The organism is Streptomyces sp. NBC_00376 (assembly GCF_036077095.1).
Classification (GTDB): Bacteria; Actinomycetota; Actinomycetes; order Streptomycetales; family Streptomycetaceae; genus Streptomyces.
Genome location: NZ_CP107960.1, coordinates 3,464,186 through 3,488,016, shown reverse-complemented (window position 1 = coordinate 3,488,016; position 23,831 = coordinate 3,464,186). Strand labels below are relative to the sequence as shown.

Sequence of the window (23,831 nt, the reverse complement as noted above, 5' to 3'; positions counted from 1 at the left end):
CCCCGACCGAGCTGCACTGGGTGGAAAAGTACATAAACGCATATTGAGCGACACGGCGGCCATTCGCCTGTTACGAGAAATAAGCGCGTGTCGTTGGGAGCATGGCCGTGTGACCCAAGTGACCGGAAGCAGCCCGTCGTTGTCGGCCGAGCAGGGCCGGTCCGCCGTGCTGGCGTTCGCGCTTCTGCGTGGAGCCGTTGCGGCCGGGCTGGGACTGGGATCCATCGCCGTCCTCGTCCTGGTGCTGTGGATCAGCTCCCCCACCTCCGACAGCAGCCCGGGCGGGGCGCTCCACGCGGCGGCCGGGCTCTGGCTGCTCGCCCATGGCGCGGAGCTGATCAGAGCCGACACGCTCAGCGGGGTGCCCGCTCCGATCGGCCTCGCTCCGCTGCTGCTCGCCGTGGTGCCGGTTTGGCTGGTCCACCGTGCGGCGCGGGACCTCCTGGTGCCGGAGGAGGGGCGCCCGGTCCCCTCGGCGGCGGGGGCGTTCGTCATGGTCGTCACCGGATACCTGCTGGTCGGAGCGGCTGTCGCGTACTACGGGTGGGACGGTCCGCTGTCCGTGCACCCGCCGTCGCTGCTCTTCCCGTCGGCCATCGTGGTGGCGGGCGCGGCGGCGGCCGGGGTCTGGACGGCGGCCGGGCGGCCGGTCGGGCCGCTGCCGTCCTGGGCGCCGGTGAGCCTGCACGAGGCGCTGGCACGTGGCCGGTTCCGGGAGCACGCGGGGACGGCCTGGCGGGCGGCGGCCGCTGGAGTGACGGTGCTGCTCGGCGGCGGGGCGCTGCTCGTCGCGGTGGCGCTGGTGTGGCATGCGCACCCCGCCCAGCAGTCGTTCGTCCAGCTCTCGGGCGACTGGACGGGCCGGGCCTCGGTCTTCCTGCTCGCTCTGGTGCTGGTGCCGAACGCGGCGGTATGGGGTGCGGCGTACGGGCTCGGGCCGGGCTTCGCCCTCGGTACGGCGTCCACGGTCACCCCGCTCGCCTTCTCGGGGCGCCCGGCGCTGCCCGGCTTCCCGTTGCTCGCCGCGCTGCCCGCCGCGGGCCCGGGAACGGTCCTTAACTGGACGGCAGTCGCGGTTCCGGTCGCGGCCGGGGTGACGATCGCCTGGTTCACGGTGCGGCGGGCCGCGCCCCCGCACGCCGCACCGGAGGACGCCTGGAGCCTGCGGGAGACCGCTCTGACGGCCGCCCTGGCCGCGGTGGGGTGCGGGGCCGGTACGGCGGTGCTCGCCGCGGCTGCCGGGGGGCCGCTCGGTACCCGGGCGCTGACGGAGTTCGGGCCGGTGTGGTGGCTCACGGGCGCGGCGGCCCTGCTGTGGACGGCGCTGCTCGGCGTTCCCGGTGCGCTGCTGTTCCGGGCCTGGCGGCTGCGGGAGCGCGGCGCCGGCACGTGGTGGTGGCTCACGGGCGCGGTACGGGGAGGGGCGAAGGCGGGAGCGGAGGAGGGGGAGAAGGGACAGGAGGCCGGGAAGCCGGTGCCGCAAACGGTTCCGGTGCCGGAATCGGTGCCGGTGCAGGGAGGCGAGTCCGACGCCGTGTTTGTAAGCCCTTCCCCGCCCGTCGCAGCGCCGTCGGCGCCCGCGCAGCCCGTCGCCCGCATGTCCGTTCCGGACGCGGACGCGGACGAGGGCTTCGTACCCTACGATTTCCTGCCGACCGACCCCTGGCACGAGCGGACGGCCCGGCCTGGAGAGGCCGGACCGTCCGGAAACACCTGAGACGCCCGGGGCGCGAGTTCCTAGTTCTTGACGCCGAAGAAGGGCTCCAGCGGCTTCGGCAGCAGGTCGTTGCAGGACAGCTGACCGGTCTTGGTCAGGGCGTCGTTCACGCAGGTGTAGTAGTCGCGGTAGACCAGCTGCACGGTGTAGGTCGTCGCGACGATCGACAGCGCGAGCAGCGCCGTCACCAGACCGCTGACCGCGGCCGTGGTCTGCTGCCGGCCACCACCGGGAGCGGCGGGCGTAGCGGGCGCGGAGCCGGCCGCCGGAGCCCGACCGGCAGCGGCGGCACCGGTTGCCCGGTCCGGACCGGATGCCCGAGCCGGGTTCGACGCCCGGCCGGAGCCGTCGGCCGTCGTGGCGGAGGCGCTCCTCGGCTTCGCCCGGAGCGAGCTGATCGCCCAGTACACGGAGAGCGCCCCGAGCAGCAGGGCGACCTCGGGCAGGTCGAAGAGGGCGAAGAAGAAGGCCCACATGCCGCCGAGCAGGGCGTAACGGGCACGGCGCTGGGCGGGGTCGGTCGGGTCCCAGCGCAGCCCGCCCGGGCTGCCCTCGGGTCCGCCCTGGCCGTTCGAACCGCCCTGGCCCCCGGGGCGGCCGCCGAAGCCGCCGCTCTGGCGGCCGGGCTGCCGACTGCTCCACTGGCCGCCCCAGGCAGGCCGGTCCTCGGAGGAGCCGCCCTCGGAGGAGTCGTCCCCGTTGCCGTTGCCGTCCCCGTTTCCGGTGTTCGAGGGGCGGCGGGGCTGCCAGGGCTGGTCGGGCCGGTTCTCGGGCGGCGCGGCGAACGGGTTCTCGTCCGCCTGGCCGGAGGCCCCGGACGCACCGGACGCACCGGAAGAAGAGGAAGAAGAGGAAGAGGAGGAGCCCGTGGGGGACTGGCGTTCTCGCATCAGCAGTGAGGCCCGCTCGGGCAGCGGGTGGCGGAAGGCGGTGCGGCGGCGTCGGTCCGGCATGTGGTGAACGTCTTCCCCATCTCGTCATTTCCGCCCTGTGGACGGTTCGCTGTCCCCTGACGCTACCTCCCGCCCAGGAGCGGCCGAAAGCTGGGAGCGGGGCCCGAACAGCCGATATCCGTCCCCCGGGCCCGCCGCTCCTCCCCGGAGTCCGGCCGGCCGCCGTCCACCCCCGTCCCGTGGGGGTCCTCCGAGGTGCCGGTATCGTTGCTGACGGTCGGCTGGTTCGTAGAGTTCCCCGTATCAAGGGGCTCAGTTCTTTCGTACGACCATACAAATTCAGCGTCGCTCTGCTCCACCATGCGAGAACCACCACGCGAGAAAGGGCCCAGCAGTGGCCTCCCCGCCCCCCTCAGCCGCCCCGGTGCGCCTGGTCGTACTGGTCTCCGGTTCAGGCACGAACCTTCAAGCCCTGCTCGACGCCATCGGTGACGACCCCGAGGGCTTCGGCGCACGGATCGTCGCGGTCGGCGCCGACCGCCCCGGCATCGTCGGTCTGGAACGGGCGGAGCGCGCCGGACTGCCGACCTTCGTGTGCCGGGTCAAGGACCACGCCACCCGTGAGGAATGGGACGCGGCGCTCGCGGCCGCGACGGCCGAGCACCGCCCCGACCTCGTGGTGTCCGCCGGATTCATGAAGATCGTGGGCAAGGAGTTCCTCGCCCGGTTCGGCGGCCGGTTCATCAACACCCACCCCGCCCTGCTTCCCAGCTTTCCCGGTGCCCACGGAGTGCGCGACGCGCTCGCGTACGGCGTGAAGGTCACCGGGTGCACCGTCCACTTCGTCGACGACGGCGTCGACACCGGTCCGATCATCGCGCAGGGCGTGGTCGAGGTGACCGAAGAGGACACGGCGGAGGGCGAAGAGGCCCTCCATGAACGCATCAAGAAAGTCGAGCGCAAGCTGCTCGTCGAGGCCGTGGGGCGGCTCGCCCGTGACGGCTATCGCATTGAGGGACGAAAGGTTCATCTCGGTCATGTCGGTGAATAAGCCCATCCGCCGCGCCCTGGTCAGTGTCTACGACAAGACGGGGCTCGAAGACCTCGCCCGCGGTCTGCACGAGGCCGGTGTCGAGCTGGTCTCCACCGGCTCCACCGCCGGGAGGATCGCCGCCGCCGGAGTGCCGGTCACCAAGGTCGAGGAGCTCACCGGCTTCCCCGAGTGCCTCGACGGCCGCGTCAAGACGCTGCACCCCCGCGTCCACGCCGGCATCCTCGCCGACCTCCGTCTGGACGCCCACCGCGAGCAGCTCGCCGAGCTGGGCGTGGAGCCGTTCGACCTGGTGGTCGTCAACCTCTACCCGTTCAAGGAGACCGTCGCCTCCGGCGCCTCGGCCGACGAGTGCGTGGAGCAGATCGACATCGGCGGCCCGTCCATGGTCCGCGCCGCCGCCAAGAACCACCCGTCCGTGGCCGTCGTCACCAGCCCCGAGCGGTACGCCGACGTCCTCGCCGCGGTCAAGGCGGGCGGCTTCGACCTGACCGCCCGCAAGCGCCTGGCCGCCGAGGCGTTCCAGCACACCGCCGCGTACGACGTGGCCGTGGCCTCCTGGTTCGCCGACGACTACGCCGCCGCCGACGACTCGGGCTTCCCCGACTTCTTCGGTGCGACGTACGAGCGCAAGAACGTCCTGCGCTACGGCGAGAACCCGCACCAGCCCGCCGCGCTCTACACCTCCGGCTCCGGCGGCCTGGCCGAGGCGGAGCAACTGCACGGCAAGGAGATGTCGTACAACAACTACACGGACACCGACGCCGCGCGCCGGGCCGCGTACGACCACGCCGAGCCGTGCGTCGCGATCATCAAGCACGCCAACCCGTGCGGCATCGCGATCGCCGACGACGTCGCCGAGGCGCACCGCAACGCGCACGCCTGTGACCCGCTGTCGGCCTTCGGCGGTGTCATCGCCGTCAACCGTCCGGTGACCGTCGCCATGGCCGAGCAGGTCGCGGAGATCTTCACCGAGGTCATCGTCGCCCCGGCGTACGAGGACGGCGCGGTCGAGGTCCTGGCCCGCAAGAAGAACATCCGCGTGCTGCGCTGCCCCGACGCCCCGACCGCCCCGGTCGAGGTCAAGCCGATCGACGGCGGCGCGCTGCTCCAGGTCACCGACCGCCTCCAGGCCGACGGCGACGACCCGGCCAACTGGACCCTCGCCACCGGCGAGGCCCTGTCCGAGGGCGAGCTGAAGGAGCTCGCCTTCGCGTGGAAGGCCTGCCGCGCGGTCAAGTCCAACGCGATCCTGCTCGCCAAGGACGGCGCCTCGGTCGGCGTCGGCATGGGCCAGGTCAACCGCGTCGACTCCGCGAAGCTGGCCGTCGAGCGGGCGGGCGAGGAGCGGGCGCGCGGCTCGTACGCCGCCTCCGACGCGTTCTTCCCGTTCCCGGACGGGCTGGAGATTCTGACCGCCGCGGGCATCAAGGCCGTGGCCCAGCCCGGTGGTTCGGTCCGTGACGAGCTGGTCGTCGAGGCCGCGAAGAAGGCGGGCGTGACGATGTACTTCACGGGTACGCGCCACTTCTTCCACTGATACGCGTCGCACCCGGGCTGCCCGGGTAAGACGGAAGGCCGCCAACCCCCCGGAATGAGCGGGGGATTGGCGGCCTTCGCCATGCGGTGAGGGTGGTTACACCTTCAGCATGCTCACTTCGTCTTGATGACGATCGTGCTGCCCGCGCGGTCGTGCCAGCCCTGGAGCTTGCCCGAGTTGTCGAAGAAGGGGGAGAGGTAGACCAGCAGCGTGCCGAGACCGCAGAAGAGCGAGCCGACCATCGGGATGATCCAGCGGATGAAGCCCGCACCCAGACCGGGGGCCTGGCCGGTGCTCTCCTTGACGACCTTGACGTTGAGGACCATCTTGCCGAGCGTGGCGCCCCAGATGGAGACCATCAGCCACTCGTAGAGCAGCGCGATCAGCGCGAACACGGCGATGAAGCCGAAGAAGCCCGCGATGACGCCGACGCTGGCGTTGGCCGCGTCGTTCATGCACTGGTTGTAGGACTCGGTGCCGTACGAGTAGCTGCTGCAGTCGTCGATGGACTTCGAGGCGCCCACGAGGCCCGCGACGCCGATCGCCGAGAAGATCATGTAGAGGATGAAGTACGCGACACCGTCCAGCGCACGCGCGCCCAGGCGACGCCCCATCGTGGCGAGTTCGACGGCGCCGAGGCCCGCGACGTTGATGTAGCCGTTGTTGGCCTGGAGGGTGCCGCCCGGCTGCTCGGGCGGGTAGCCGTAGCCCGGCTGACCCTGCGGCTGGCCCGGCTGCTGCGGGTAGCCGTAGCCCGGCTGACCCTGCGGCGGTACGCCCTGAGGTGCCTGCGGGTAGCCGTAACCGGGCTGGCCCTGCGGCGGCTGGCCCGGCTGCTGGCCGTACGGGTTGTTCGGATTCTGGTTCGGGTCGCCGAAACTCATCTGGGCGTTCCTCCAACGTGCGTGCGGGGACGATGCGGCCGCACGGAGGAAAGAAGAGTCAGTGGTCCGCCCCCCGGTACTTCTGCGGCACTGCGGCCATAATCGTTATAAGCGCAATGTAAGTTTGTCCAGCCGTGACGGTGGTTGTTGCGCAAGTGCAACATCGAGCCACCGCCTGCGGCCTGAATTGGTATGCGGGCGGGGTCATCCGCGAGTATGGGGACATGACTGCCCAGATTCTCGATGGCAAGGCCACCGCAGCCGCGATCAAGTCCGATCTCACCGTCCGCGTGGCGGCCCTCAAGGCGCAGGGCATCACCCCTGGCCTGGGAACCCTGCTCGTCGGGGACGACCCGGGCAGCCGGTGGTACGTGAACGGCAAGCACCGCGACTGCGCGCAGGTCGGCATCGCCTCCATCCAGCGCGAACTTCCCGACACCGCCACCCAGGAGGAGATCGAGGACGTCGTACGGGAGCTCAACGCCAACCCCGAGTGCACGGGTTACATCGTGCAGCTGCCCCTCCCCAAGGGGATCGACACCAACCGTGTCCTGGAACTGATGGACCCGGCCAAGGACGCCGACGGCCTCCACCCGATGAACCTCGGCCGCCTCGTACTGAACGAGACGGGCCCGCTGCCCTGCACCCCGCAGGGTGTCGTCCAGCTGCTCCGTCACCACGGCGTGGAGATCAACGGAGCACACGTCGTGGTCGTCGGCCGCGGTGTCACCATCGGCCGTTCCATCCCGCTGCTGCTGACCCGTAAGTCCGAGAACGCCACCGTCACCCAGTGCCACACCGGTACGCGTGACCTCTCCGCCCAGCTCAAGCAGGCCGACATCATCGTCGCCGCCGCCGGGGTGCCGCACATCATCAAGCCCGAGGACGTGAAGCCGGGCGCCGCCGTGCTCGACGTCGGCGTCAGCCGGGACGAGAACGGCAAGATCGTCGGGGACGTCCACCCGGGCGTGGCCGAGGTCGCCGCCTGGCTCTCCCCGAACCCGGGCGGTGTCGGCCCGATGACCCGCGCCCAGCTGCTCGTCAACGTGGTCGAGGCGGCCGAGCGCAACGCGGCCGCGGCCGTCTGAGCCGGCCGACCCGATCCGGAAGGAACCCCATGGGTGCTGGTACGAGTCCGGCCGACCCGTCCGCCTCGGCGGACGGCACGTCCGCGGCGCCGTCCCGCGCGGACACGCCGGGCACGGGTGAGAAGGCGGCGGACGGGGCCGCACCGGACCAGGCCGCGACCCGTGACGGCGACGCTCGTGACGACGCCGCGCGTCCTGACGGCGCCGCTCGTGAAGGTGCGGGCGACGGCGGTACGGGCGACGGCGGTACGGGCACCGGCCCGCGTCCGTCGCGGCGCTTCCCGTCGCTCACCCGGGACACCGCGCGTCCCGAGGGCGGGGGCAGGGCCGCGTCCGGGGACGCGCCCGCCCCGGCCCGTCAGTGGCCGCTGCTCGCCGTGCTCTGCACGGCCGGGATCGGGCTGCTGATCGTGGCCGTCGACCCGTTCGCCGAAGCCTTCCGGGTCGGCACGATACTGATCGGCGCGGCCCTCATCGGGGGTGCCGTGCTGCGGCTCGTGGTGCCGTCGGTGGGCATGCTGGCGGTACGTTCCCGCTTCACCGACCTGGTGACCTACGGGCTGCTCGGTTTCCTCATCGTGATGCTCGCGCTGGTGGCGCAGCCCAAGCCGTGGCTGGACATTCCGTTCCTGGAGCAGGCGGTCCACTTCACCATCCGCTGAGCCCGCGTTCCGTCGCGCTCGCGGGTCCGCCGCGCTCGCGGAGAGAGCGGTGTCCGTCCCCTCCCCCGAGGAGGGACGGACACCGGTACCGGGGCCCGCCGGAACGTGAACGCTCCGGAACGCGGTGACTTGAGCGGCCTTGCCCCGGCCGGGATTCAGCCTGGTCGACGGGGTGAGGCGGTTCAAGAGATGCCTGTCGCCTGTGGCACGGAAGTGACCATTCCGCCACCGTGTGATCGTCCGGCAACGGAGGCCCGGCCCGGGGCTGTGAAGCGGGGGCGTGGAGCGGGGGCGCGCGGCAGCCGGGTGCGAGGTTCCGAATACCTCCGTGCGCCCCGTGACGATGACCCGCCGCCCCTCGTTCGCGCCCGCTCCTGGGTAGCCCGGAACGGAAGAATCACCGGATCCGGGCAAGGGGAAGCAATGCCTCGTTGGAAGGCGCTGTCGGATGAACTCGATCCACAGGTCAGGGAGTTCGCCGGCCAGTTGCGCAGGCTTGTCGACCGCAGGGTTCGAGCATCGCCGCAGTGGCCGACCGCACGGGGTACAGCAGGACCTCGTGGGAGCGGTATCCGAACGGGCGGCTGCTCGCGCCGAAGGGGGCGGTCGTCGCGCTCGCCGAGGCGACGGGCACCAGCCAGGCGCATCTGACGACCATGCGGGAGCCGGCGGAGCGGGCCTGGAGCCGTTCCGGGCCGCGCCAGGACATGACGGTGCTGAGCGTCAGCGGCCCCGGCGCGCGCAGTGCGGGGATACCGCCCCGGAACCCGGTCACGGTCCGCTTCAACGGCGGCCGGGGGTGGCCGGCCGCCGCCGGCCGGAGACGGCCGGTCGTGCTCCTCGCGGGTGTGGTCGGCGCGCTGCTGGTGCTGGCCGCGGTGGTGCTGCTGACCGGGCCGGGGCTCTGAGGGCGGGCCGTACGGGAGCCGCCACCCGGTCGCCACCGGACCGCCGCCTTCGGAGCGACCGGGGCGGGTGACCGGGACGGGTGACCGGGATTCGGCCGGGTGAGCGCTGTGTGACGGGTTGTGTGCGGTGCCACAGGGGGCAGGGCCGCCGGGAGGTTCCGGGTCGGATAGCCTGATCGCTGGATATCTCTTCACATCAAGATTCAGATGGCGAGGGATATCCAGCACCAGGGGCAGGGACCCCCACCGCCAGCTGTCTAACGGAGATCGCCATGACCCGCACTCCCGTGAATGTCACCGTGACCGGCGCAGCCGGCCAGATCGGCTACGCGCTGCTCTTCCGCATCGCCTCCGGCCACCTGCTCGGCCCGGACGTGCCGGTCAACCTGCGCCTCCTGGAGATCACCCCGGCCCTGAAGGCCGCCGAGGGCACCGCCATGGAGCTCGACGACTGCGCCTTCCCGCTGCTGCGCGGCATCGAGATCACCGACGACGCCGACAAGGCGTTCGACGGTGCCAACGTCGCCCTGCTGGTCGGCGCCCGCCCGCGCACCAAGGGCATGGAGCGCGGCGACCTGCTCTCCGCCAACGGCGGCATCTTCAAGCCGCAGGGCAAGGCCATCAACGACAACGCCGCGGACGACATCAAGGTCCTCGTCGTCGGCAACCCGGCCAACACCAACGCGCTCATCGCGCAGGCCTCGGCCCCGGACGTACCGGCCGAGCGCTTCACCGCGATGACCCGCCTGGACCACAACCGGGCGCTGACGCAGCTGGCGAAGAAGACCGGCACCACGGTCTCCGACATCAAGCGCCTGACCATCTGGGGCAACCACTCGGCGACCCAGTACCCGGACATCTTCCACGCGGAGATCGCGGGCAAGAACGCCGCAGAGGTCGTCAACGACGAGGTGTGGCTGGCCGACACCTTCATCCCGACCGTCGCCAAGCGCGGCGCCGCGATCATCGAGGCCCGTGGCGCGTCCTCGGCCGCCTCGGCCGCCAACGCCGCCATCGACCACGTGCACACCTGGGTCAACGGCACCGCCGAGGGCGACTGGACCTCGATGGGCATCCCGTCGGACGGCTCCTACGGCGTCCCCGAGGGCCTCATCTCCTCCTTCCCGGTCACCGTCAAGGACGGCAAGTACGAGATCGTCCAGGACCTGGACATCAACGAGTTCTCCCGCAAGCGCATCGACGCCTCGGTGAAGGAGCTCACCGAGGAGCGCGACGCCGTTCGCGAGCTCGGCCTGATCTGATCCGGTCTGATCCGGTCTGATCGGATCCGTCTGATCCGTACGCCTCTCCAGGCGCACCCCACTGCCCCCGGCCGCACCCGCTGCCGGGGGCGGTGGCGTGTCCGGGCGGCGCCGGCCGGGAACTGACCGCACCATTTCGCGAGTCTGCGCTGTCATGCGCGTGATGATGATCCTTCCGGCACTGACCGAGGCGACCAGCCCGCTGTTCCGCCCCATCAAGTACTCGCTCTTCCCGCCGCTCGGCCTGGCGACCCTCGCCGGGTACCTCGACCCGGACGACGAGGTGACGCTCCTCGACGAGCACGTCGAACGGGTGGACATCGAGGCGCTCGACACCCCCGACCTGCTGGTCGTCCAGCCGTACATCACCTCCGCCCGGCGCGGCTACGAGATCGCCGACCACTTCCGTGCCCGGGGCGTCCACGTGGCCATGGGCGGCCTCCACGTGACCTCGCTCCCGGACGAGGCCGCGGCCCACGCCGACACGATCTTCACCGGGCCGGGCGAGGACACCTGGCCGGTGTTCCTCAAGGAGTTCCGCGACGGGGCGCCGGCCCGTCGGTACGACTCGAAGCTGCGCACGCTGGCCGGGCTGCCGCCCGTGCGGCGCGACCTGATCAAGCGGCAGCTGTATCTCGTACCGAACTCGATCGTCGTCTCGCGCGGCTGCCCGCACCACTGCGACTTCTGCTACAAGGACGCCTTCTTCGAGGGCGGGAAGTCCTTCTACACCCAGGCCGTGGACGACGCGCTCGCCGAGATCGAGCGGCTGCCCGGCAGGCACCTGTACTTCCTCGACGACCATCTGCTCGGCAACCGGCGCTTCGCCGAGGCGCTCTTCGACGGGATGGCCGGCATGGGGCGGCTCTGGCAGGCCGCCGGCACCGTGAAGTCCGTGCTCCAGCCGGATCTGCTGGAGCGTGCCGTGGACGCGGGGCTGCGCAGCCTGTTCGTCGGCTTCGAGACCGTCAACAGCGCGAACCTCGCCGAGCGGCGCAAGGACCAGAACATCGGCAAGGACTACGCGGCCGCCGTCCGCCGGCTCCACGACGCCGGGGTCATGGTCAACGCCAGCTTCGTCTTCGGGCTCGACCACGACGGCCCGGACGTCTTCGACCGTACGGTGGAGTGGGCCGTCGAGCAGGGCATCGAGACGGCCACCTTCCACATCATGACGCCGTATCCCTCCACCGGCCTGTGGAAACAGATGGAGGCCGAGGACCGGATCGTCCACCGGGACTGGGACCTCTACGACACCCGCCATGTCGTCTACCGCCCGAAGGGCATGACGCCGCGCCAGCTGGAGGACGGGTACTGGCGGGCGTACCGCGACTTCTACCGGTGGTCCAACATCTGGCGCGGGGCGGCAGCCCAGCCCGGTACGCACGAACGGCTCAGGCACCTGGCGTACTCGGGCGGCTGGAAGAAGTTCGAGCCGGCCTGGGACGCCCTGATCCGTTCCCGCCGGGTGGTCCGGGCCATGCCGATGCTGGAACGGACCCTGGCGGCCTTCGGCGGCAGACGGCCCTGAGCGCCAAGTTTCGCGAGCGCCCGGCCCTGAGCGCCCAGCCCGGTGAGCGCCCGGCCCCGTGCGCTCAGTGCTTCCGCAGCTCGTCCGCGGTCTCGCGCAGCGCCGCCATGGCCCGGCGCTGCAGCCCGGGGCCGAAGGTGATCCGGGTGGCGCCCAGCTCGCCCAGCCGGCGCGGGGCCGGGCCGTCCGGCCGGGCCAGGGCGTTGAGCGGGGCCGGGACGGCGGCGGCCAGGGCGGGCAGCGTCTCGGGCGGGGCCATGATCGGGTAGACGCAGTCCGCGCCCGCCGCCACGTACAGCAGCGCGCGGCGGACCGTCTCCGCCTCCTGGTCGGTGCCCTCGGGGACGCCCCGGACGTAGGTGTCGACGCGGGCGTTGATGAAGAGCGCGTCGCCCGCCACCGCCCGCATCTGCGCGAGCCGGTCCGCCTGCCGCTGGGCGTCGACGAGGGTGCCGTCGGCCGAGTCCTCCAGATTGCAGCCGACCGCCCCGGTGCCGAGGAGCCGCTCCACCAGCTCCTGCGGGTCCAGTCCGTACCCCGCCTCGATGTCCGCCGAGACGGGCACTGAGGCCGGGACGGCCCGCACGATCCGGGTCACGGCCGCGAACATCTCGTCGGCGGGCGTAGCCCCGTCCTCGTAACCGAGCGAGGCCGCGACCCCGGCGCTCGGGGTGGCGAGCGTCGGGAAGCCGGCCTCGACGAAGACCCGCGCACTCCCCGCGTCCCACGGGCCGGGGACGACCAGTGGGTCGCCGGGGGCGCGGTCGTGATGCAGGGCGCGGAGGACGGATGCGGTCACGCGGGGCTCCTGTGGGTGTGTCGGGGCAGTGGCGGCGGTGCGGGTCGGGGCCTGCGGGGTGTCAGTGCTTGATGTCGCCCGGCTGGTAGTGACCGGGGACCATGCGGGTGGTCACGGCGAAGCGGTTCCAGGCGTTGATCGTCGTGATCGCCGCGACGAGATGGGCGAGCTCCGTCTCGTCGAAGTGCTTCGCTGCCTTCTCCCACACCTCGTCCGGCACGAAACCGTCGGTCAGCACCGTCACGGCCTCGGTCAGCTCGATGGCCGCGATCTCCTTGGGCGTGTAGAAGTGCTGCGACTCCTCCCAGGCGCCGAGCTGGACGATCCGCTGGACGGACTCACCGGCCGCGAGCGCGTCCTTGGTGTGCATGTCCAGGCAGAACGCGCAGTGGTTCAGCTGCGAGGCGCGGATCTTCACCAGTTCCCCGATGACCGGGTCGAGGCCCTTACGGGAAGCCGCGTCCAGCCGGACCATCGCCCTGTAGACATCGGGGGCGAGCCCGGCCCAGTTCTGCAGGCGGGGGGTGTGCTCGGGGTTGAGCTCGGAGGTCGGGTGGCTGTGCTCGTTCGTCGTCATGGGTACGACGTTACGGGGTGGGTGGCGCACGGGTATGGTCCATTCCCATGACGAATTCATGGGCCACTTTCGGTGCCGACCTGCATCTCGACACGACCGGTGCGGCAGGGCTGCGGGCCGGGCTCATGGACGCGCTGCGCGAGGCTGTACGGACGGGGCGCCTGAAGCCCGGCACCCGGCTGCCGTCGTCCCGCAGCCTCGCCATCGACCTGGGCATCGCCCGGAACACCGTTGCCGACGCCTACGCCGAACTGGTCGCCGAGGGCTGGCTCACCGCCCGGCAGGGCTCGGGCACCCGGGTGGCGCAGCGGGCCGAGCCGCGCCGGCCGTCCACCCGGGCCGTACGGGCCCGCGCGGCCCGGTCCCGGCCCGTCCACAACCTGCTGGGCGGCTCGCCCGACCTCTCGACGTTCCCGCGCGCCGACTGGCTCAAGGCGTCCCGGCGCGCCCTGACGGCGGCCCCGAACGACGCGTTCGGGTACGGGGATCCGCGCGGGCGCATCGAACTGCGCACCGTGCTCGCCGGCTATCTGGCACGGGCCCGCGGTGTGTACGCGGACCCGGAGCGGATCATGATCTGCGCCGGCTTCGTGCACGCGCTGAAGCTGATGGGGCCGGTGCTGCGCAAGCGGCGGGTACGGGAAGTGGCCGTCGAGTCGTACGGGCTGGACATCCACCGGAACCTGCTCGCGGACGCCGGGCTGCGGCTGCCCTGCCTGCCGGTCGACCCACTCGGGGCTCGGACCGGCGAGCTGGCCGGGATGCGGGGCGTGGGCGCGGTCCTGATGACACCCGCGCACCAGTTCCCCACAGGTGTGCCGCTCCACCCCGACCGGCGGGCCGAGGCCGTGGACTGGGCGCGCGGCACGGGCGGGCTGATCCTGGAGGACGACTACGACGGCGAGTTCCGGTACGACCGGCAGCCGGTGGGCGCGCTCCAGGGCCTCGACCCCGAACGCGTGGTGCACCTGGGCACCACGAGCAAATCGCTGGCACCTGGGCTGCGGCTGGGCTGGATGGTGCTGCCGGAGGCGCTGGTGGGGGAGGTGTGCGAGGCCAAGGGAGCGAGCGACTGGTCGTCGAGCGCGCTGGACCAGCTGACGCTCGCGGAGTTCATCGGGTCGGGTGCGTACGACCGTCATGTGCGCTCGATGCGGCTGCGCTACCGGCACCGCCGCGACCAGCTTGTCGCGGCACTGGCGGAACGGGCCCCGGGTGTCCGGGTCAGCGGCATCGCGGCCGGGCTGCACGCCGTGCTCGAACTGCCCGAGGGCACCGAGCCGTCGGTGCTCCGGGCGGCGGCCTGGCAGGGACTGGCGCTGGAGGGGATCTCGCGCTTCCGGCACCCGGACGCGGCGCCGGGCCGCGACGCGCTGGTCATCGGCTACGGGACACCCACCGACAGCGCCTGGTCGGGTGCGTTGGACGCGCTCTGCCGGGTGCTGCCCGGGGAGGCCGCCGGGTGACCTCCGGCCGCCCGACGGCCTCCGGGCGACGGGGCGGGATGCCCGGCCGCCGGGAGCTCAGTCGCCGAGCGCCAGCCGGACACCGAAGGCGGCGATGACGGTCCCGGTGATCCGGTCGAGCAGCCGGCGGGCCTGCGGTTTGCGGAGCCAGCCGTGCAGCACGCGGGCGAAGCCGACGAGCACGGCCGACCACACCAGGCCCATCAGGATGTGTACGGAGGTGAGCAGGAGGCCCATCGTGAAGTGGCTGGTGCCGGCCGGGATGAACTGGGGCAGGACGGCGACGTAGAAGGCGCCCATCTTCGGGTTGAGGAGGTTGGTGAGGACCCCCTGCCGCCATCCACCGGCGAACGAGTCCGCGCCGGACAGGAGGTCGGATTCGTCAGTGCCGCCGGCGGGCAGCCCCCGGAAGGTGTCGCGGAGCATGCGCAGGCCCATCCAGACCAGGTACGCCGCGCCGACCCAGCGCAACGTCACATAGGCGAGATGGGAGGCCGTGAAGAGTGCGGTGACCCCGAGGGAGGTGAGCGCGCCCCACAGCAGGGTGCCGGACTGGATTCCGAGGACGACGCCCCAGGCTCTTCTGCGCCGGCCGAGGGCCGAGGTGCGCAGGATCAGAGCGGTGTCGAGTCCGGGAGTGAGAGTGAGAAGCCCTACTACGAGGGCGAAGGACCACAGCGCGGTGCTCATTGCCATGGAAGGCCAGCTTACGTCACCTTTTCGCGGCCCGGCCGGCCGGGCGCCCGGTGCGGGTCACTTCCCGCAGCGGTCCCGCTCGCCCGCGCCCTCTGCCGGACCCGGGGACTGTGCCGGGGCCTCGCCGAAGCGGGCCAGGGCCAGTGCGCCCGCCACCGCCACCACGAAACCGGCGACCGCCACCCACTCCAGGCCCTCGCGGGTGCGGTCGCCGAGCCAGACGACGCCGACCAGCGCCGGGCCGACCGTCTCGCCGAGCACCATGCCGGCCGTCGCCGTCGTCACCGAACCACGCTGCAGGGCCGAGGTGAGCAGCAGGAACGCCGAACCGCCGCCCAGCAGCAGCGCGTACGCGGCCGGGTCGGCGAGCAGCGCCGCCGGGGACACGTCGTCGATCAGCCGGACCGTGACCTCCACCACCCCGAAGCCGCATCCCGCGCCGAGCCCGAGCACGAGCGCCCGCGGCCGCTCCGGCAGGCGGCCGGCCGCCGCGCCGATCAGCAGGATGCCCAGGGCGATCCCCAGCATCGACCAGGCCAGGGCGGCGGAACCGCTCCCGTGGCCCTCGCCGCCGGACGCGAGCCCCAGCATGCCGAGCCCGGCGCAGACGACGCCGACCGCGGTCCACTCGACGCCGCTCAGCCGCACCCCGAGGAGCCGCGCGGCGACCACCGCCGTCACCGCGAGGCTCGCGGCCAGGGCGGCGCCGACCGTGTAGATCGGCAGGGACCGCAGGGCGATGATCTGGAGGACGAAACCGCAGCCGTCCAGGGCGAGTCCGGCGACGTACCGCCACTGGCGCAGGGCGCGCAGCAGCAGCGCCGGATCGACCCCAGCGTCCGACCCCGGCTCGGCGGCGGCCCGCGCGGCGACGGCCTGGAGGACCGAGGCGGTGCCGAAGCAGACGGCGGCGCCGAGTGCGCAGATCATTCCGAAGACCACATAGCGACTCTACTTGTGGAATATGGCGCACCGGCTTCCCGCCGCCATTGGCGGGCATTTAATCTGACGGATGGTCGCATTGGCTTGATTCGTACGACGGGGGAGTCGGAAACATGGCACGCAGGCTGAGGTCGAGCACGGTCGTGCTCGGCGGCATGGGGGTGCTCGCGGCGATGATCACCTCCTGCGGTTCGGAGCCGGACAAGCGGTGCGCCGACCCGCTGACCCGCGACAAGCTGCCGAGCTACGAGTGCAAGAACGGCAAGGGCTCGTACTACTACGGCGGCAGCAGCAAGAACGGCAAGGTGGAAGGCGGCAGTTTCGACAAGTCCGCGGTCGACCGCGGCGGTTTCGGCTGCTCGGGCACCGGCGGCGGCTGAACCGGCATGGAACGTCGCACCGCAACGCCCCGCCCCGACTGGCAGCGGACGGTGGAGGAGCAGGGGATCGTCTTCCCGCTCACCCGCTACCCGGACGGATCGCTGCGCCCGTACTGGGACGAGAGCGCCTACTACGTCTTCTCGCTGCCCGAGGTCGAGGCGCTGGAGGACGTCGTCGAGGAACTGCACACCATGTGCCTGGCCGCCGCCGCGCACATTGTGGAGCGGGACCGGTTCGCCGAACTCGGCATCACCGACCGGCGGTTGACGGATCTGATCGCCCAGTCCTGGCAGCGACGGGACGAACTTCCGTCCCTGTACGGCAGGTTCGACCTGCGCTACGACGGCATCGGCCCGGCGAAGATGCTGGAGTACAACGCGGACACCCCCACCTCCCTGGTGGAGGCCGCGAGCGCCCAGTGGTTCTGGATGGAGGACCGCTTCCCGGGCGCCGACCAGTGGAACTCGCTGCACGAACGGCTCGTCGAGGCCTGGAAGCGGCAGGCACCCCTGCTGCCGCCGGGCCCGCTGCACTTCGCGCACTCCGACGGCGACGAGCTGGGCGAGGACCTGATGACGGTCGCGTATCTGCGGGAGACCGCGGAACAGGCCGGCATCGACACGGAGGCGCTCTCCGTCGAGCAGATCGGCTGGGACCGGCTGAGCGGGCGGTTCGTCGACGAGCGGCTCCGTTTCATCCGGAGCTGCTTCAAGCTGTATCCGTGGGAGTGGCTGGCGACCGACCGGTTCGGCCCGTATGTGCTCGACACCCTCGACAACGGCGGCGGTACGGGCACCACCTGCTGGATCGAGCCCGCCTGGAAGATGCTGCTGTCCAACAAGGCGCTGCTGGCGATCCTCTGGGAGCTCTACCCCGGCCACCCCAACCTGCTGCCCTCCTACCTCGACGGTCCGCGCGAACTCGCGGAGTCGGGCGGCTACGTCGCCAAGCCCCTGCTCGGCCGCGAGGGGGACGGGGTCACGATCCACGAGCCGGGAAGCCCGGCGGTGCCGCGGGACGAGCCGTGCTGCTACCAGGAGCTGGCACCGCTGCCGGACTTCGACGGCAACCGTGTGGTGCTGGGCGCGTGGGTCGTCGAGGACGAGGCGGCCGGGCTCGGCATCCGTGAATCGGCGGGCCTGGTCACGGACGAGTACGCCCGCTTCCTGCCGCACGTCATCCTCCAGGGCCCTGCGGCCCGGCCCTTCAGTCCGGCAGGGGCGCGCCCGCGCGCAGCCAGCCGAGCAGGTCGTCCGTGACCCACTCGCCCTCCGTCGCGACGTCCTCGCAGACCGCGCCCAGGCCGAGCCGGTGGACGGAGGCGCGGTCGCGGCCGTGGCGGCGCATGAGGAGTCCGTCGCCCCCGCTGTCGTCCCCGATCAGCACCCAGCCGGGCGCGTACCGGGGCACTTCGAAGGTCTCGTTGCGTTCCTGGATCAGGTGCGGACCGTAGATGTGCACGCCGTTGTCGAGCAGCACGCCCGGCGTCGACCGCCACAGCCGGGCGACCGCGGGATTGGGCCCGTCCCGCAGCCCGAGCGACCGGGCCGCCAGGACGGCCAGGAACCCGGCGAAGGACTCCGCCACCGGGTACTCGCAGCCGTCCGTACCGTCACGGCACACCACCGGGTACTCCCCGGTCCCGGCCCCGGCCCCGTCCCCGGCCTCGCCCGCCCGGCCGAGGACGAAGTGGTAGCCGTCGCCGTAGTCCGGCTCGACGGCGAAGCAGAGCCGGTCGCCGTCCAGCCGCCACCCGGCGGTGACGGCCTCGTACATGTCGTCGGCGGACCCGGCGGGCCCGACCGTCGCGATGTCCGCGTCCCCGGCCCGGCCGTGGCCGTACTCGGCCAGCCACCACCGGTACGACGGCGGCAGCGGGCCGACGCGTGCCTCGGCCTCGCGGATCAGGGGTTCCGGCGCGGCGCCCGCGCGCCCGCGGCCGAATCCCGGTGATCCTTCGATCAGCTCCCGCAGCAGTGTCAGGTCGGGTCTCACGGTGCGGAGTCTGCCAGGGCGGGCCCGCCGGACGGGCCCGGGGCCAGTCCGGCCGCCCGGAGGCTCAGCCGCGCAGGACGGCGCGGATCTGTTCGAGACCCCAGTCCAGGTCCTCCTTGCTGATCACCAGCGGCGGGGCGATCCGGATCGTCGAGCCATGGGTGTCCTTGACCAGTACCCCGCGCTCCATCAGCTTCTCGGAGATCTCCCGGCCGGTGCCGCGGCCCGGGGCGATGTCGACCCCCGCCCACAGCCCGCGGCCACGCACCTCCTCCACCGCACCGCCGCCCACCAGCAGTCCGAGCTCCCGGTGCAGGTGTTCGCCCAGCTCGGTCGCCCGCTGCTGGAACTCGCCGGTCCGGAGCATCGCGATGACCTCCAGCGCGACCGCGCAGGCGAGCGGATTGCCGCCGAAGGTCGAACCGTGCTCACCGGGCCGGAACACCCCGAGCACCTCCTGCGAGGAGACCACCGCCGACACCGGCACCACACCACCGCCCAGCGCCTTGCCGAGCACGTACATGTCCGGCACCACACCCTCGTGCTCGCAGGCGAAGGTCCGGCCGGTGCGGCCCAGGCCCGACTGGATCTCGTCCGCGATGAACAGCACGTTCCGCTCGCGGGTCAGCGCCCGCACCCCGGGGAGATAGCCGGGCGGCGGCACCAGCACCCCGGCCTCGCCCTGGATCGGCTCCATGAGCACCGCCACGGTGTTCTCGGTCATCGCCTCCCGCAGCGCCGTGAGATCCCCGTACGGCACGATCTCGAACCCCGGCGTGTACGGGCCGAAGTCCTCCCGCGCCTCCGGGTCCGTGGAGAAGCTGATGATCGTGGTCGTCCGGCCGTGGAAGTTGTTCGCGGCGACGATGATCTTCGCCATGCCGTCCGGGACGCCCTTCACCCGGTAACCCCACTTGCGGGCCGTCTTCACCGCCGTCTCCACGGCCTCGGCGCCCGTGTTCATCGGCAGCACCGACTCCATGCCGCACAGCTCGGCGAGCTGCGTGCAGAAGTCGGCGAACCGGTCGTGGTGGAAAGCACGTGAGGTGAGCGTCACCCGCTCCAGCTGCGCCTTGGCCGCGTCGATCAGGCGTCGGTTGCAGTGACCGAAGTTGAGCGCGGAGTAGCCGGCGAGCATGTCGAGGTAGCGGCGGCCCTCGACATCGGTCATCCAGGCCCCGTCCGCCGTGGCGACGACGACGGGCAGCGGATGGTAGTTGTGCGCGCTGTGCGCCTCGGCGGAGGCGATGGCGGTTTCCGTGGTCGACACGGGATCTCCGTTCGTCGTGCGGCGTGGGCGGGGGTGGTGCCCACTTTGTATCGTTGGTCGGATCAGCGGCGAGGAAACCTGTGTTCCCCGGCGCGCCAGGCCGGTCGGGGCCAGTTGCCCGCACCTGAGACAATGAGTTCCATGGCCTCTGAACGCCCCCGTGTGCTCTCCGGGATCCAGCCCACCTCAGGCTCGATCCACCTCGGCAACTACCTCGGCGCGGTCCGCCAGTGGGTGGCGCTGCAGGACACCCACGACGCCTTCTACATGGTTGTGGACCTGCACGCGATCACTGTCCCGCAGGACCCCGCGCGACTGCGCGCGAACACCAGGCTCGCCGCCGCCCAGCTCCTTGCCGCCGGTCTCGACCCGGAGCACTGCACGCTCTTCGTCCAGAGTCATGTCCCCGAGCACGCCCAGCTCGGCTGGGTCATGAACTGCCTCACCGGCTTCGGCGAGGCCTCGCGGATGACGCAGTTCAAGGACAAGTCCGCCAACCAGGGCGCAGACCGGACCACGGTCGGTCTCTTCACGTATCCGATGCTGATGGTGGCCGACATCCTGCTGTACCAGGCCGACCAGGTTCCGGTCGGCGGGGACCAGCGCCAGCACCTGGAGCTGACCCGCGACCTGGCCGAGCGGTTCAACGGCACCTACGGCGAAACGTTCACCGTGCCGAACCCGTACATCCTCAAGGAGACGGCGAAGATCTACGACCTCCAGGACCCGTCGGCGAAGATGAGCAAGTCGGCGGCCACCCCGAAGGGCCTGATCAACCTTCTGGACGAGCCGAAGGTCACCGCCAAGAAGGTGAAGAGCGCGGTCACCGACACGGACACGGTCATCCGCTTCGACCAGGTGGAGAAGCCCGGCGTCAGCAATCTTCTGACCATCTACTCGACACTCACGGGCACCGGTATCGCGGATCTGGAGCAGAAGTACGAGGGCAAGGGCTACGGTGCGCTCAAGACCGACCTCGCCGAGGTCGTGGTCGAGTTCGTCACACCCTTCCGGACCCGCACCCAGGAATACCTGGACGACCCGGAGACGCTGGACTCGATCCTGGCCAAGGGCGCGGAGAAGGCCCGTGCCGTCGCGGCCGAGACCCTGGCCCTGACGTACGACCGGATGGGCTTTCTGCCCGCGAAGCACTGAGTCCAAGGACCCTGGCGGTTTCGCTGCCGCAGGCGTCACACTGGCGACGGGAAGCTGAACCCGGTGGGTGGCCGCAAGCAGGCCACCGACCATCGAGCATTGAGGAGGACGACGTGGGGACCGTAACGCTCGGCGTTTCGATCGCGGTCCCGGAGCCCTACGGCAGCCTGCTCCAGGAGCGGCGCGCGAGCTTCGGGGACCCTGCCGCGTACGGCATTCCCACGCACGTCACCCTTCTCCCGCCGACCGAGGCCGAGGCGGCCGACCTGCCCGCGATCGAGGCGCACCTCGCCCGGATCGCGACGAGCGGCCGCCCCTTCCCGATGCGGCTGTCCGGCACGGGGACCTTCCGTCCCCTCTCGCCGGTCGTCTTCGTCCAGGTCGTCGAGGGCGCCTCGGCCTGCACCTGGCTGCAGAAGCGGGTCCGGGACGCCTCCGGGCCGCTGGTGCGCGAGCTCCAGTTCCCGTACCACCCGCACGTGACCGTGGCGCACGACATCGCCGAGGAGGCGATGGACCGGGCGTACGCCGAGCTCGCCGACTACGAGGCGGCCTGGACCTGCGGTTCCTTCGCGCTGTACGAGCAGGGCTCGGACAGCGTCTGGCGCAAGATCAATGAGTTCCCGTTCGGCGCCGGGGGCGGCGCGCCCGCCGTGCCCGCGCAGGGCAGCTCCTCCTTGGACGAGCCCTCCCTGCACTCCTGACCGTCTCCCGGTGGCTCCGGCTCAGATCGGCAGCCGCCGGAACAGCGGTCGCGGCACGTGCCGCAGCGCCGACATCACCGCTCGGAGCGAGCCCGGCACCCACACGGCCTCCGAGCGCCGCCGCAGCCCCGTCACGATGGCCTCCGCGACCGCGTCCGGCGTCGTGGTGAGGGCCGGCGCCTCCAACGGCGCCGCGGCGAACCGGGCCGAGGCCGACCGCGCCGCGGCGAACCGGGCTCCCACCGGTGACCCGGCAGGCATCGTTTCCGCGACCGGCACCGTCTCCGCCGCCCGCTCCGGTCGTACGACGCCGGGGCGCACGACCATCACATGCACCCCGGTCCCGTGCAGCGCGTCCCCCAGCCCCTGCGTGAACGCGTCCAGGCCCGCCTTGCTGGATCCGTAGATGAAGTCGGCGCGGCGGGCTCGTTCGCCCGCGACCGAGGAGAGCACCACCAGCGAGCCGTGCCCCTGCGCCTGGAGTGCGCCGGCGCACACCAGCCCGGCGGAGACGGCTCCGGTGTAGTTGGTCTGGGCGACCCGGGCCGCGGCGAGCGGCTCCTCCTCGTCACGCCCCTGGTCGCCGGCGATGCCGAAGGCGAGCAGCACCATGTCGATGTCGCCCTCGGCGAAGATCTTGCCGAGGGCACTCTCGTGCGACTCGATGTCCAGGGCGTCGAAGCCCACGGTGCGGACGTCGGCGCCGCGGGCGCGCAGTTCGGCGGCGGCCGCGTCCAGGGCGCGGCCGGGGCGCCCGGCCAGCCGGACCGTACGGGTCCGCAGGGCGATCAGCCGCCGGGCGGTGGCCAGCGCGATCTCCGACGTGCCGCCGAGGACGAGCAGGGACTGCGGGGCTCCGAAGGCGTCCTTCACGGGAACACTCCTTGCGACGTGGGGGAGGGGAAAGAGCGGCGGCGGTGGCGGCGGTGGTCAGAGCGACAGGCGGCGCGACAGGTCCGAGCGGAAGGCCCCGTCCGGGTCCAGCCCGGCGCGCAGCGACCGGAAGTCCGCCAGCCTCGGATACATCGCGGCCAGCAGCTCCGGCCGGAGCCGGGAGTCCTTCGCCAGGCAGACCCGGCCGCCCGCCGCCGCCACCTCCTCGTCCAGCGAGTCCAGGAACCCGGCCAGTCCGGGCAGGGCGGCGGGCAGGCCGAGGGCGAGCGACCAGCCGGGCACCGGGAACGACAGCCAGCCGGGGCCCCCGGCGCCGAACCGTTTGAGCACGGCGTTCGTCGCCGGGAGACGCCGCCGGGCGATCCGGTGCACGATCCGGCGCAGTGTCTCCTCCTGGCCGTGGCCGACGGCGAACTGGTACCGCACGGACCCGGCCCGCCCGTGGACCCGGTGCCGGTGCGGCAGGCCGTCCAGAGGGTGGAAGAACGCGGCGATCCGCTGGAGTTCGCCGATCCGGTACTTGGGCGCGCCGCGGTACCGGAGCTCGCCGAGCAGGGCGGCCGGGGCGCTGCCGAGCAGCGCCTCCGGTACGAGGGCGGGGGCGGCCGGGATCGGACCCGGGCGGAACGAGAGCGGTGTGCGCCGGGCGCGCGCCGGGAGCGCGTACCGGGGCACATGCTCCCCCCGGGTGAGTACGGAGCGCCCGGTGGCCCGGCCGCGGGTGTGGAGGTCGATCCAGGCGGCCGAGTAGCGGTAGCGGTGGTCCCCGGCGACGAGCCGTTCCAGCAGGTCGTCCAGGTCGACGGCGCGTTCGGTGTCGACCGACATCCACGAGCTGGTGACGCGGTGGCAGCGGAGCGTGGCCGAGAGGATCACCCCGGTCAGGCCGAGGCCGCCCGCGGTCGCGTCGAAGAGAGCGGTGCCGGGCCGGACCGTACGGATCTCGCCCCCGGCGGTCAGCAGCTCCAGCTCCTGGACGTGCCGGGAGAAGGAGCCCGCGACGTGCTGGTTGTGACCGTGGATGTCGGCGCCGACCGCGCCCCCCACGGTGACGTAGCGGGTCGTGGGCGTGACGGGGACGAACCAGCCGAGCGGCAGCAGGACTTCCATCAGCCGGTGCAGGCTGACCCCGGCGTCGCAGACCACGATCCCGGCGCCGGCGTCGATGGTGCGGATCCGGTTCAGCGCGGTCATGTCGAGGACGGAGCCGCCCGCGTTCTGGGCCGCGTCGCCGTGCGCCCGGCCGAGGCCCCGGGCGATGGAGCCGCGGGGTCCGCAGCCGCGTACCGTCGCCGCCGCCTCCTCGTACGAACGGGGGCGGAAACGCAGGGCGGTTGACGGGGCGGTGCGGCCCCAGCCGGTCAGGGACACGGTGTCGACGGACATGACGGTGACCGTATCGCCCGGGAAAACCCT

General features: G+C 72.1%; 21 protein-coding genes and 2 pseudogenes. 13 read left to right on the top strand and 10 right to left on the bottom strand.

Annotated elements, in window-relative coordinates:
• Positions 1 to 118 precede the first annotated feature (118 nt).
• Positions 119 to 1,717, top strand: coding sequence for a cell division protein PerM (locus OG842_RS15510; RefSeq protein ID WP_328512660.1), 1,599 nt, complete (start codon positions 119 to 121; stop codon positions 1,715 to 1,717).
• A gap of 20 nt (positions 1,718 to 1,737) precedes the next feature.
• On the opposite strand, the gene OG842_RS15505 is transcribed toward OG842_RS15510, so the two are convergent.
• A complete protein-coding gene (locus OG842_RS15505; RefSeq protein WP_266730258.1) occupies positions 1,738 to 2,670 on the bottom strand; it encodes a hypothetical protein in 933 nt (310 codons plus the stop codon).
• 334 nt (positions 2,671 to 3,004) lie between these two features.
• Between OG842_RS15505 and purN the strand changes: the two genes are divergently transcribed.
• Entirely contained in the window at positions 3,005 to 3,661 is a 657-nt protein-coding gene (purN, locus tag OG842_RS15500; RefSeq protein WP_266730257.1) for a phosphoribosylglycinamide formyltransferase, read from the top strand.
• Positions 3,648 to 5,201, top strand: coding sequence for a bifunctional phosphoribosylaminoimidazolecarboxamide formyltransferase/IMP cyclohydrolase (gene purH, locus OG842_RS15495; protein ID WP_266730255.1), 1,554 nt, complete (start codon positions 3,648 to 3,650; stop codon positions 5,199 to 5,201). The genes purN and purH overlap by 14 nt, the downstream gene beginning before the upstream one ends.
• A 113-nt stretch (positions 5,202 to 5,314) precedes the next feature.
• Here purH and OG842_RS15490 read toward each other — a convergent pair whose 3' ends face one another.
• Complete coding sequence (locus OG842_RS15490; RefSeq protein ID WP_266730254.1) at positions 5,315 to 6,085, bottom strand: RDD family protein; 771 nt, start codon at positions 6,083 to 6,085, stop codon at positions 5,315 to 5,317.
• A 224-nt stretch (positions 6,086 to 6,309) separates the two neighbouring features.
• On the opposite strand from OG842_RS15490, the gene OG842_RS15485 reads away from it, so the two are divergent.
• The 5 genes and pseudogenes from OG842_RS15485 to OG842_RS15465 all read left to right on the top strand — a co-directional run bounded on the left by OG842_RS15485 (position 6,310) and on the right by OG842_RS15465 (position 11,536).
• Complete coding sequence (locus OG842_RS15485) at positions 6,310 to 7,173, top strand: bifunctional methylenetetrahydrofolate dehydrogenase/methenyltetrahydrofolate cyclohydrolase (protein WP_124716850.1); 864 nt, start codon at positions 6,310 to 6,312, stop codon at positions 7,171 to 7,173.
• A 29-nt stretch (positions 7,174 to 7,202) separates the two neighbouring features.
• Positions 7,203 to 7,835, top strand: coding sequence for a DUF3017 domain-containing protein (locus tag OG842_RS15480; protein WP_266730251.1), 633 nt, complete (start codon positions 7,203 to 7,205; stop codon positions 7,833 to 7,835).
• 423 nt (positions 7,836 to 8,258) lie between these two features.
• Positions 8,259 to 8,549, top strand: a pseudogene (locus tag OG842_RS15475) (helix-turn-helix domain-containing protein); the annotation flags it as partial.
• A 466-nt stretch (positions 8,550 to 9,015) separates the two neighbouring features.
• Positions 9,016 to 10,005 (top strand): malate dehydrogenase, encoded by a 990-nt coding sequence (locus OG842_RS15470; protein WP_266730250.1) that lies wholly within the window; start codon positions 9,016 to 9,018, stop codon positions 10,003 to 10,005.
• 163 nt (positions 10,006 to 10,168) lie between these two features.
• A complete protein-coding gene (locus OG842_RS15465; RefSeq protein WP_266730248.1) occupies positions 10,169 to 11,536 on the top strand; it encodes a B12-binding domain-containing radical SAM protein in 1,368 nt (455 codons plus the stop codon).
• A 64-nt stretch (positions 11,537 to 11,600) separates the two neighbouring features.
• Here OG842_RS15465 and OG842_RS15460 read toward each other — a convergent pair whose 3' ends face one another.
• Both OG842_RS15460 and OG842_RS15455 read right to left on the bottom strand, forming a co-directional pair.
• Positions 11,601 to 12,335 carry an isocitrate lyase/PEP mutase family protein gene (locus OG842_RS15460; protein WP_328512264.1) on the bottom strand — a complete coding sequence of 245 codons (735 nt, stop codon included), beginning with the start codon at positions 12,333 to 12,335 and terminating at the stop codon, positions 11,601 to 11,603.
• A gap of 61 nt (positions 12,336 to 12,396) precedes the next feature.
• Positions 12,397 to 12,912, bottom strand: a complete 516-nt coding sequence (locus OG842_RS15455; protein ID WP_266730245.1) for a carboxymuconolactone decarboxylase family protein — start codon at positions 12,910 to 12,912, stop codon at positions 12,397 to 12,399.
• A gap of 47 nt (positions 12,913 to 12,959) precedes the next feature.
• On the opposite strand from OG842_RS15455, the gene pdxR reads away from it, so the two are divergent.
• Positions 12,960 to 14,378, top strand: coding sequence for a MocR-like pyridoxine biosynthesis transcription factor PdxR (gene pdxR, locus OG842_RS15450; RefSeq protein ID WP_266730243.1), 1,419 nt, complete (start codon positions 12,960 to 12,962; stop codon positions 14,376 to 14,378).
• Between the two features lie 57 nt (positions 14,379 to 14,435).
• On the opposite strand, the gene OG842_RS15445 is transcribed toward pdxR, so the two are convergent.
• Together OG842_RS15445 and OG842_RS15440 are read right to left on the bottom strand one after the other, a co-directional pair.
• A complete protein-coding gene (locus OG842_RS15445; protein WP_266730242.1) occupies positions 14,436 to 15,074 on the bottom strand; it encodes a LysE family translocator in 639 nt (212 codons plus the stop codon).
• 57 nt (positions 15,075 to 15,131) lie between these two features.
• A complete protein-coding gene (locus OG842_RS15440; RefSeq protein WP_266733607.1) occupies positions 15,132 to 16,004 on the bottom strand; it encodes a hypothetical protein in 873 nt (290 codons plus the stop codon).
• A gap of 125 nt (positions 16,005 to 16,129) precedes the next feature.
• On the opposite strand from OG842_RS15440, the gene OG842_RS15435 reads away from it, so the two are divergent.
• On the top strand, positions 16,130 to 16,396 hold the full coding sequence (locus OG842_RS15435) for a hypothetical protein (RefSeq protein ID WP_266730241.1): 267 nt from the start codon (positions 16,130 to 16,132) through the stop codon (positions 16,394 to 16,396).
• A gap of 6 nt (positions 16,397 to 16,402) precedes the next feature.
• A pseudogene (locus tag OG842_RS15430) lies at positions 16,403 to 17,581 on the top strand (glutathionylspermidine synthase family protein); the annotation flags it as partial.
• Positions 17,582 to 17,603: 22 nt separating this feature from the next.
• On the opposite strand, the gene OG842_RS15425 reads toward OG842_RS15430, so the two are convergent.
• Together OG842_RS15425 and rocD are read right to left on the bottom strand one after the other, a co-directional pair.
• Positions 17,604 to 18,392, bottom strand: coding sequence for an SMI1/KNR4 family protein (locus OG842_RS15425; protein WP_266730239.1), 789 nt, complete (start codon positions 18,390 to 18,392; stop codon positions 17,604 to 17,606).
• Between the two features lie 64 nt (positions 18,393 to 18,456).
• Positions 18,457 to 19,662 (bottom strand): ornithine--oxo-acid transaminase, encoded by a 1,206-nt coding sequence (rocD, locus tag OG842_RS15420; protein WP_266730238.1) that lies wholly within the window; start codon positions 19,660 to 19,662, stop codon positions 18,457 to 18,459.
• A gap of 141 nt (positions 19,663 to 19,803) precedes the next feature.
• Between rocD and trpS the strand changes: the two genes are divergently transcribed.
• Positions 19,804 to 20,817: a tryptophan--tRNA ligase gene (gene trpS / locus OG842_RS15415; protein ID WP_266730237.1), complete on the top strand. Its 1,014-nt coding sequence runs from the start codon at positions 19,804 to 19,806 to the stop codon at positions 20,815 to 20,817.
• 113 nt (positions 20,818 to 20,930) lie between these two features.
• Positions 20,931 to 21,521: a 2'-5' RNA ligase family protein gene (locus OG842_RS15410; protein WP_266730235.1), complete on the top strand. Its 591-nt coding sequence runs from the start codon at positions 20,931 to 20,933 to the stop codon at positions 21,519 to 21,521.
• Between the two features lie 21 nt (positions 21,522 to 21,542).
• Here the strand turns inward: OG842_RS15410 and OG842_RS15405 are convergent, their stop codons facing one another.
• Positions 21,543 to 22,394: an SDR family NAD(P)-dependent oxidoreductase gene (locus OG842_RS15405; RefSeq protein WP_266730234.1), complete on the bottom strand. Its 852-nt coding sequence runs from the start codon at positions 22,392 to 22,394 to the stop codon at positions 21,543 to 21,545.
• Between the two features lie 57 nt (positions 22,395 to 22,451).
• Complete coding sequence (locus OG842_RS15400; RefSeq protein ID WP_266730233.1) at positions 22,452 to 23,801, bottom strand: FAD-binding protein; 1,350 nt, start codon at positions 23,799 to 23,801, stop codon at positions 22,452 to 22,454.
• Between the last annotated feature and the right edge of the window lie 30 nt (positions 23,802 to 23,831).

Excerpts from the sequence above, each read along its gene's own strand:
- OG842_RS15485 (WP_124716850.1), top strand. The coding sequence starts at position 6,310 with ATGACTGCCCAGATTCTCGATGGCAAGGCCACCGCAGCCGCGATCAAG.
- OG842_RS15440 (WP_266733607.1), bottom strand. The coding sequence starts at position 16,004 with ATGATCTGCGCACTCGGCGCCGCCGTCTGCTTCGGCACCGCCTCGGTC.
- trpS (WP_266730237.1), top strand. The coding sequence starts at position 19,804 with ATGGCCTCTGAACGCCCCCGTGTGCTCTCCGGGATCCAGCCCACCTCA.
- OG842_RS15505 (WP_266730258.1), bottom strand. The coding sequence starts at position 2,670 with ATGCCGGACCGACGCCGCCGCACCGCCTTCCGCCACCCGCTGCCCGAG.
- OG842_RS15400 (WP_266730233.1), bottom strand. The coding sequence starts at position 23,801 with ATGTCCGTCGACACCGTGTCCCTGACCGGCTGGGGCCGCACCGCCCCG.
- OG842_RS15435 (WP_266730241.1), top strand. The coding sequence starts at position 16,130 with ATGGCACGCAGGCTGAGGTCGAGCACGGTCGTGCTCGGCGGCATGGGG.
- OG842_RS15480 (WP_266730251.1), top strand. The coding sequence starts at position 7,203 with ATGGGTGCTGGTACGAGTCCGGCCGACCCGTCCGCCTCGGCGGACGGC.
- OG842_RS15470 (WP_266730250.1), top strand. The coding sequence starts at position 9,016 with ATGACCCGCACTCCCGTGAATGTCACCGTGACCGGCGCAGCCGGCCAG.
- pdxR (WP_266730243.1), top strand. The coding sequence starts at position 12,960 with ATGACGAATTCATGGGCCACTTTCGGTGCCGACCTGCATCTCGACACG.
- OG842_RS15465 (WP_266730248.1), top strand. The coding sequence starts at position 10,169 with ATGATGATCCTTCCGGCACTGACCGAGGCGACCAGCCCGCTGTTCCGC.
- OG842_RS15490 (WP_266730254.1), bottom strand. The coding sequence starts at position 6,085 with ATGAGTTTCGGCGACCCGAACCAGAATCCGAACAACCCGTACGGCCAG.
- OG842_RS15445 (WP_266730242.1), bottom strand. The coding sequence starts at position 15,074 with ATGGCAATGAGCACCGCGCTGTGGTCCTTCGCCCTCGTAGTAGGGCTT.
- purH (WP_266730255.1), top strand. The coding sequence starts at position 3,648 with ATGTCGGTGAATAAGCCCATCCGCCGCGCCCTGGTCAGTGTCTACGAC.
- OG842_RS15455 (WP_266730245.1), bottom strand. The coding sequence starts at position 12,912 with ATGACGACGAACGAGCACAGCCACCCGACCTCCGAGCTCAACCCCGAG.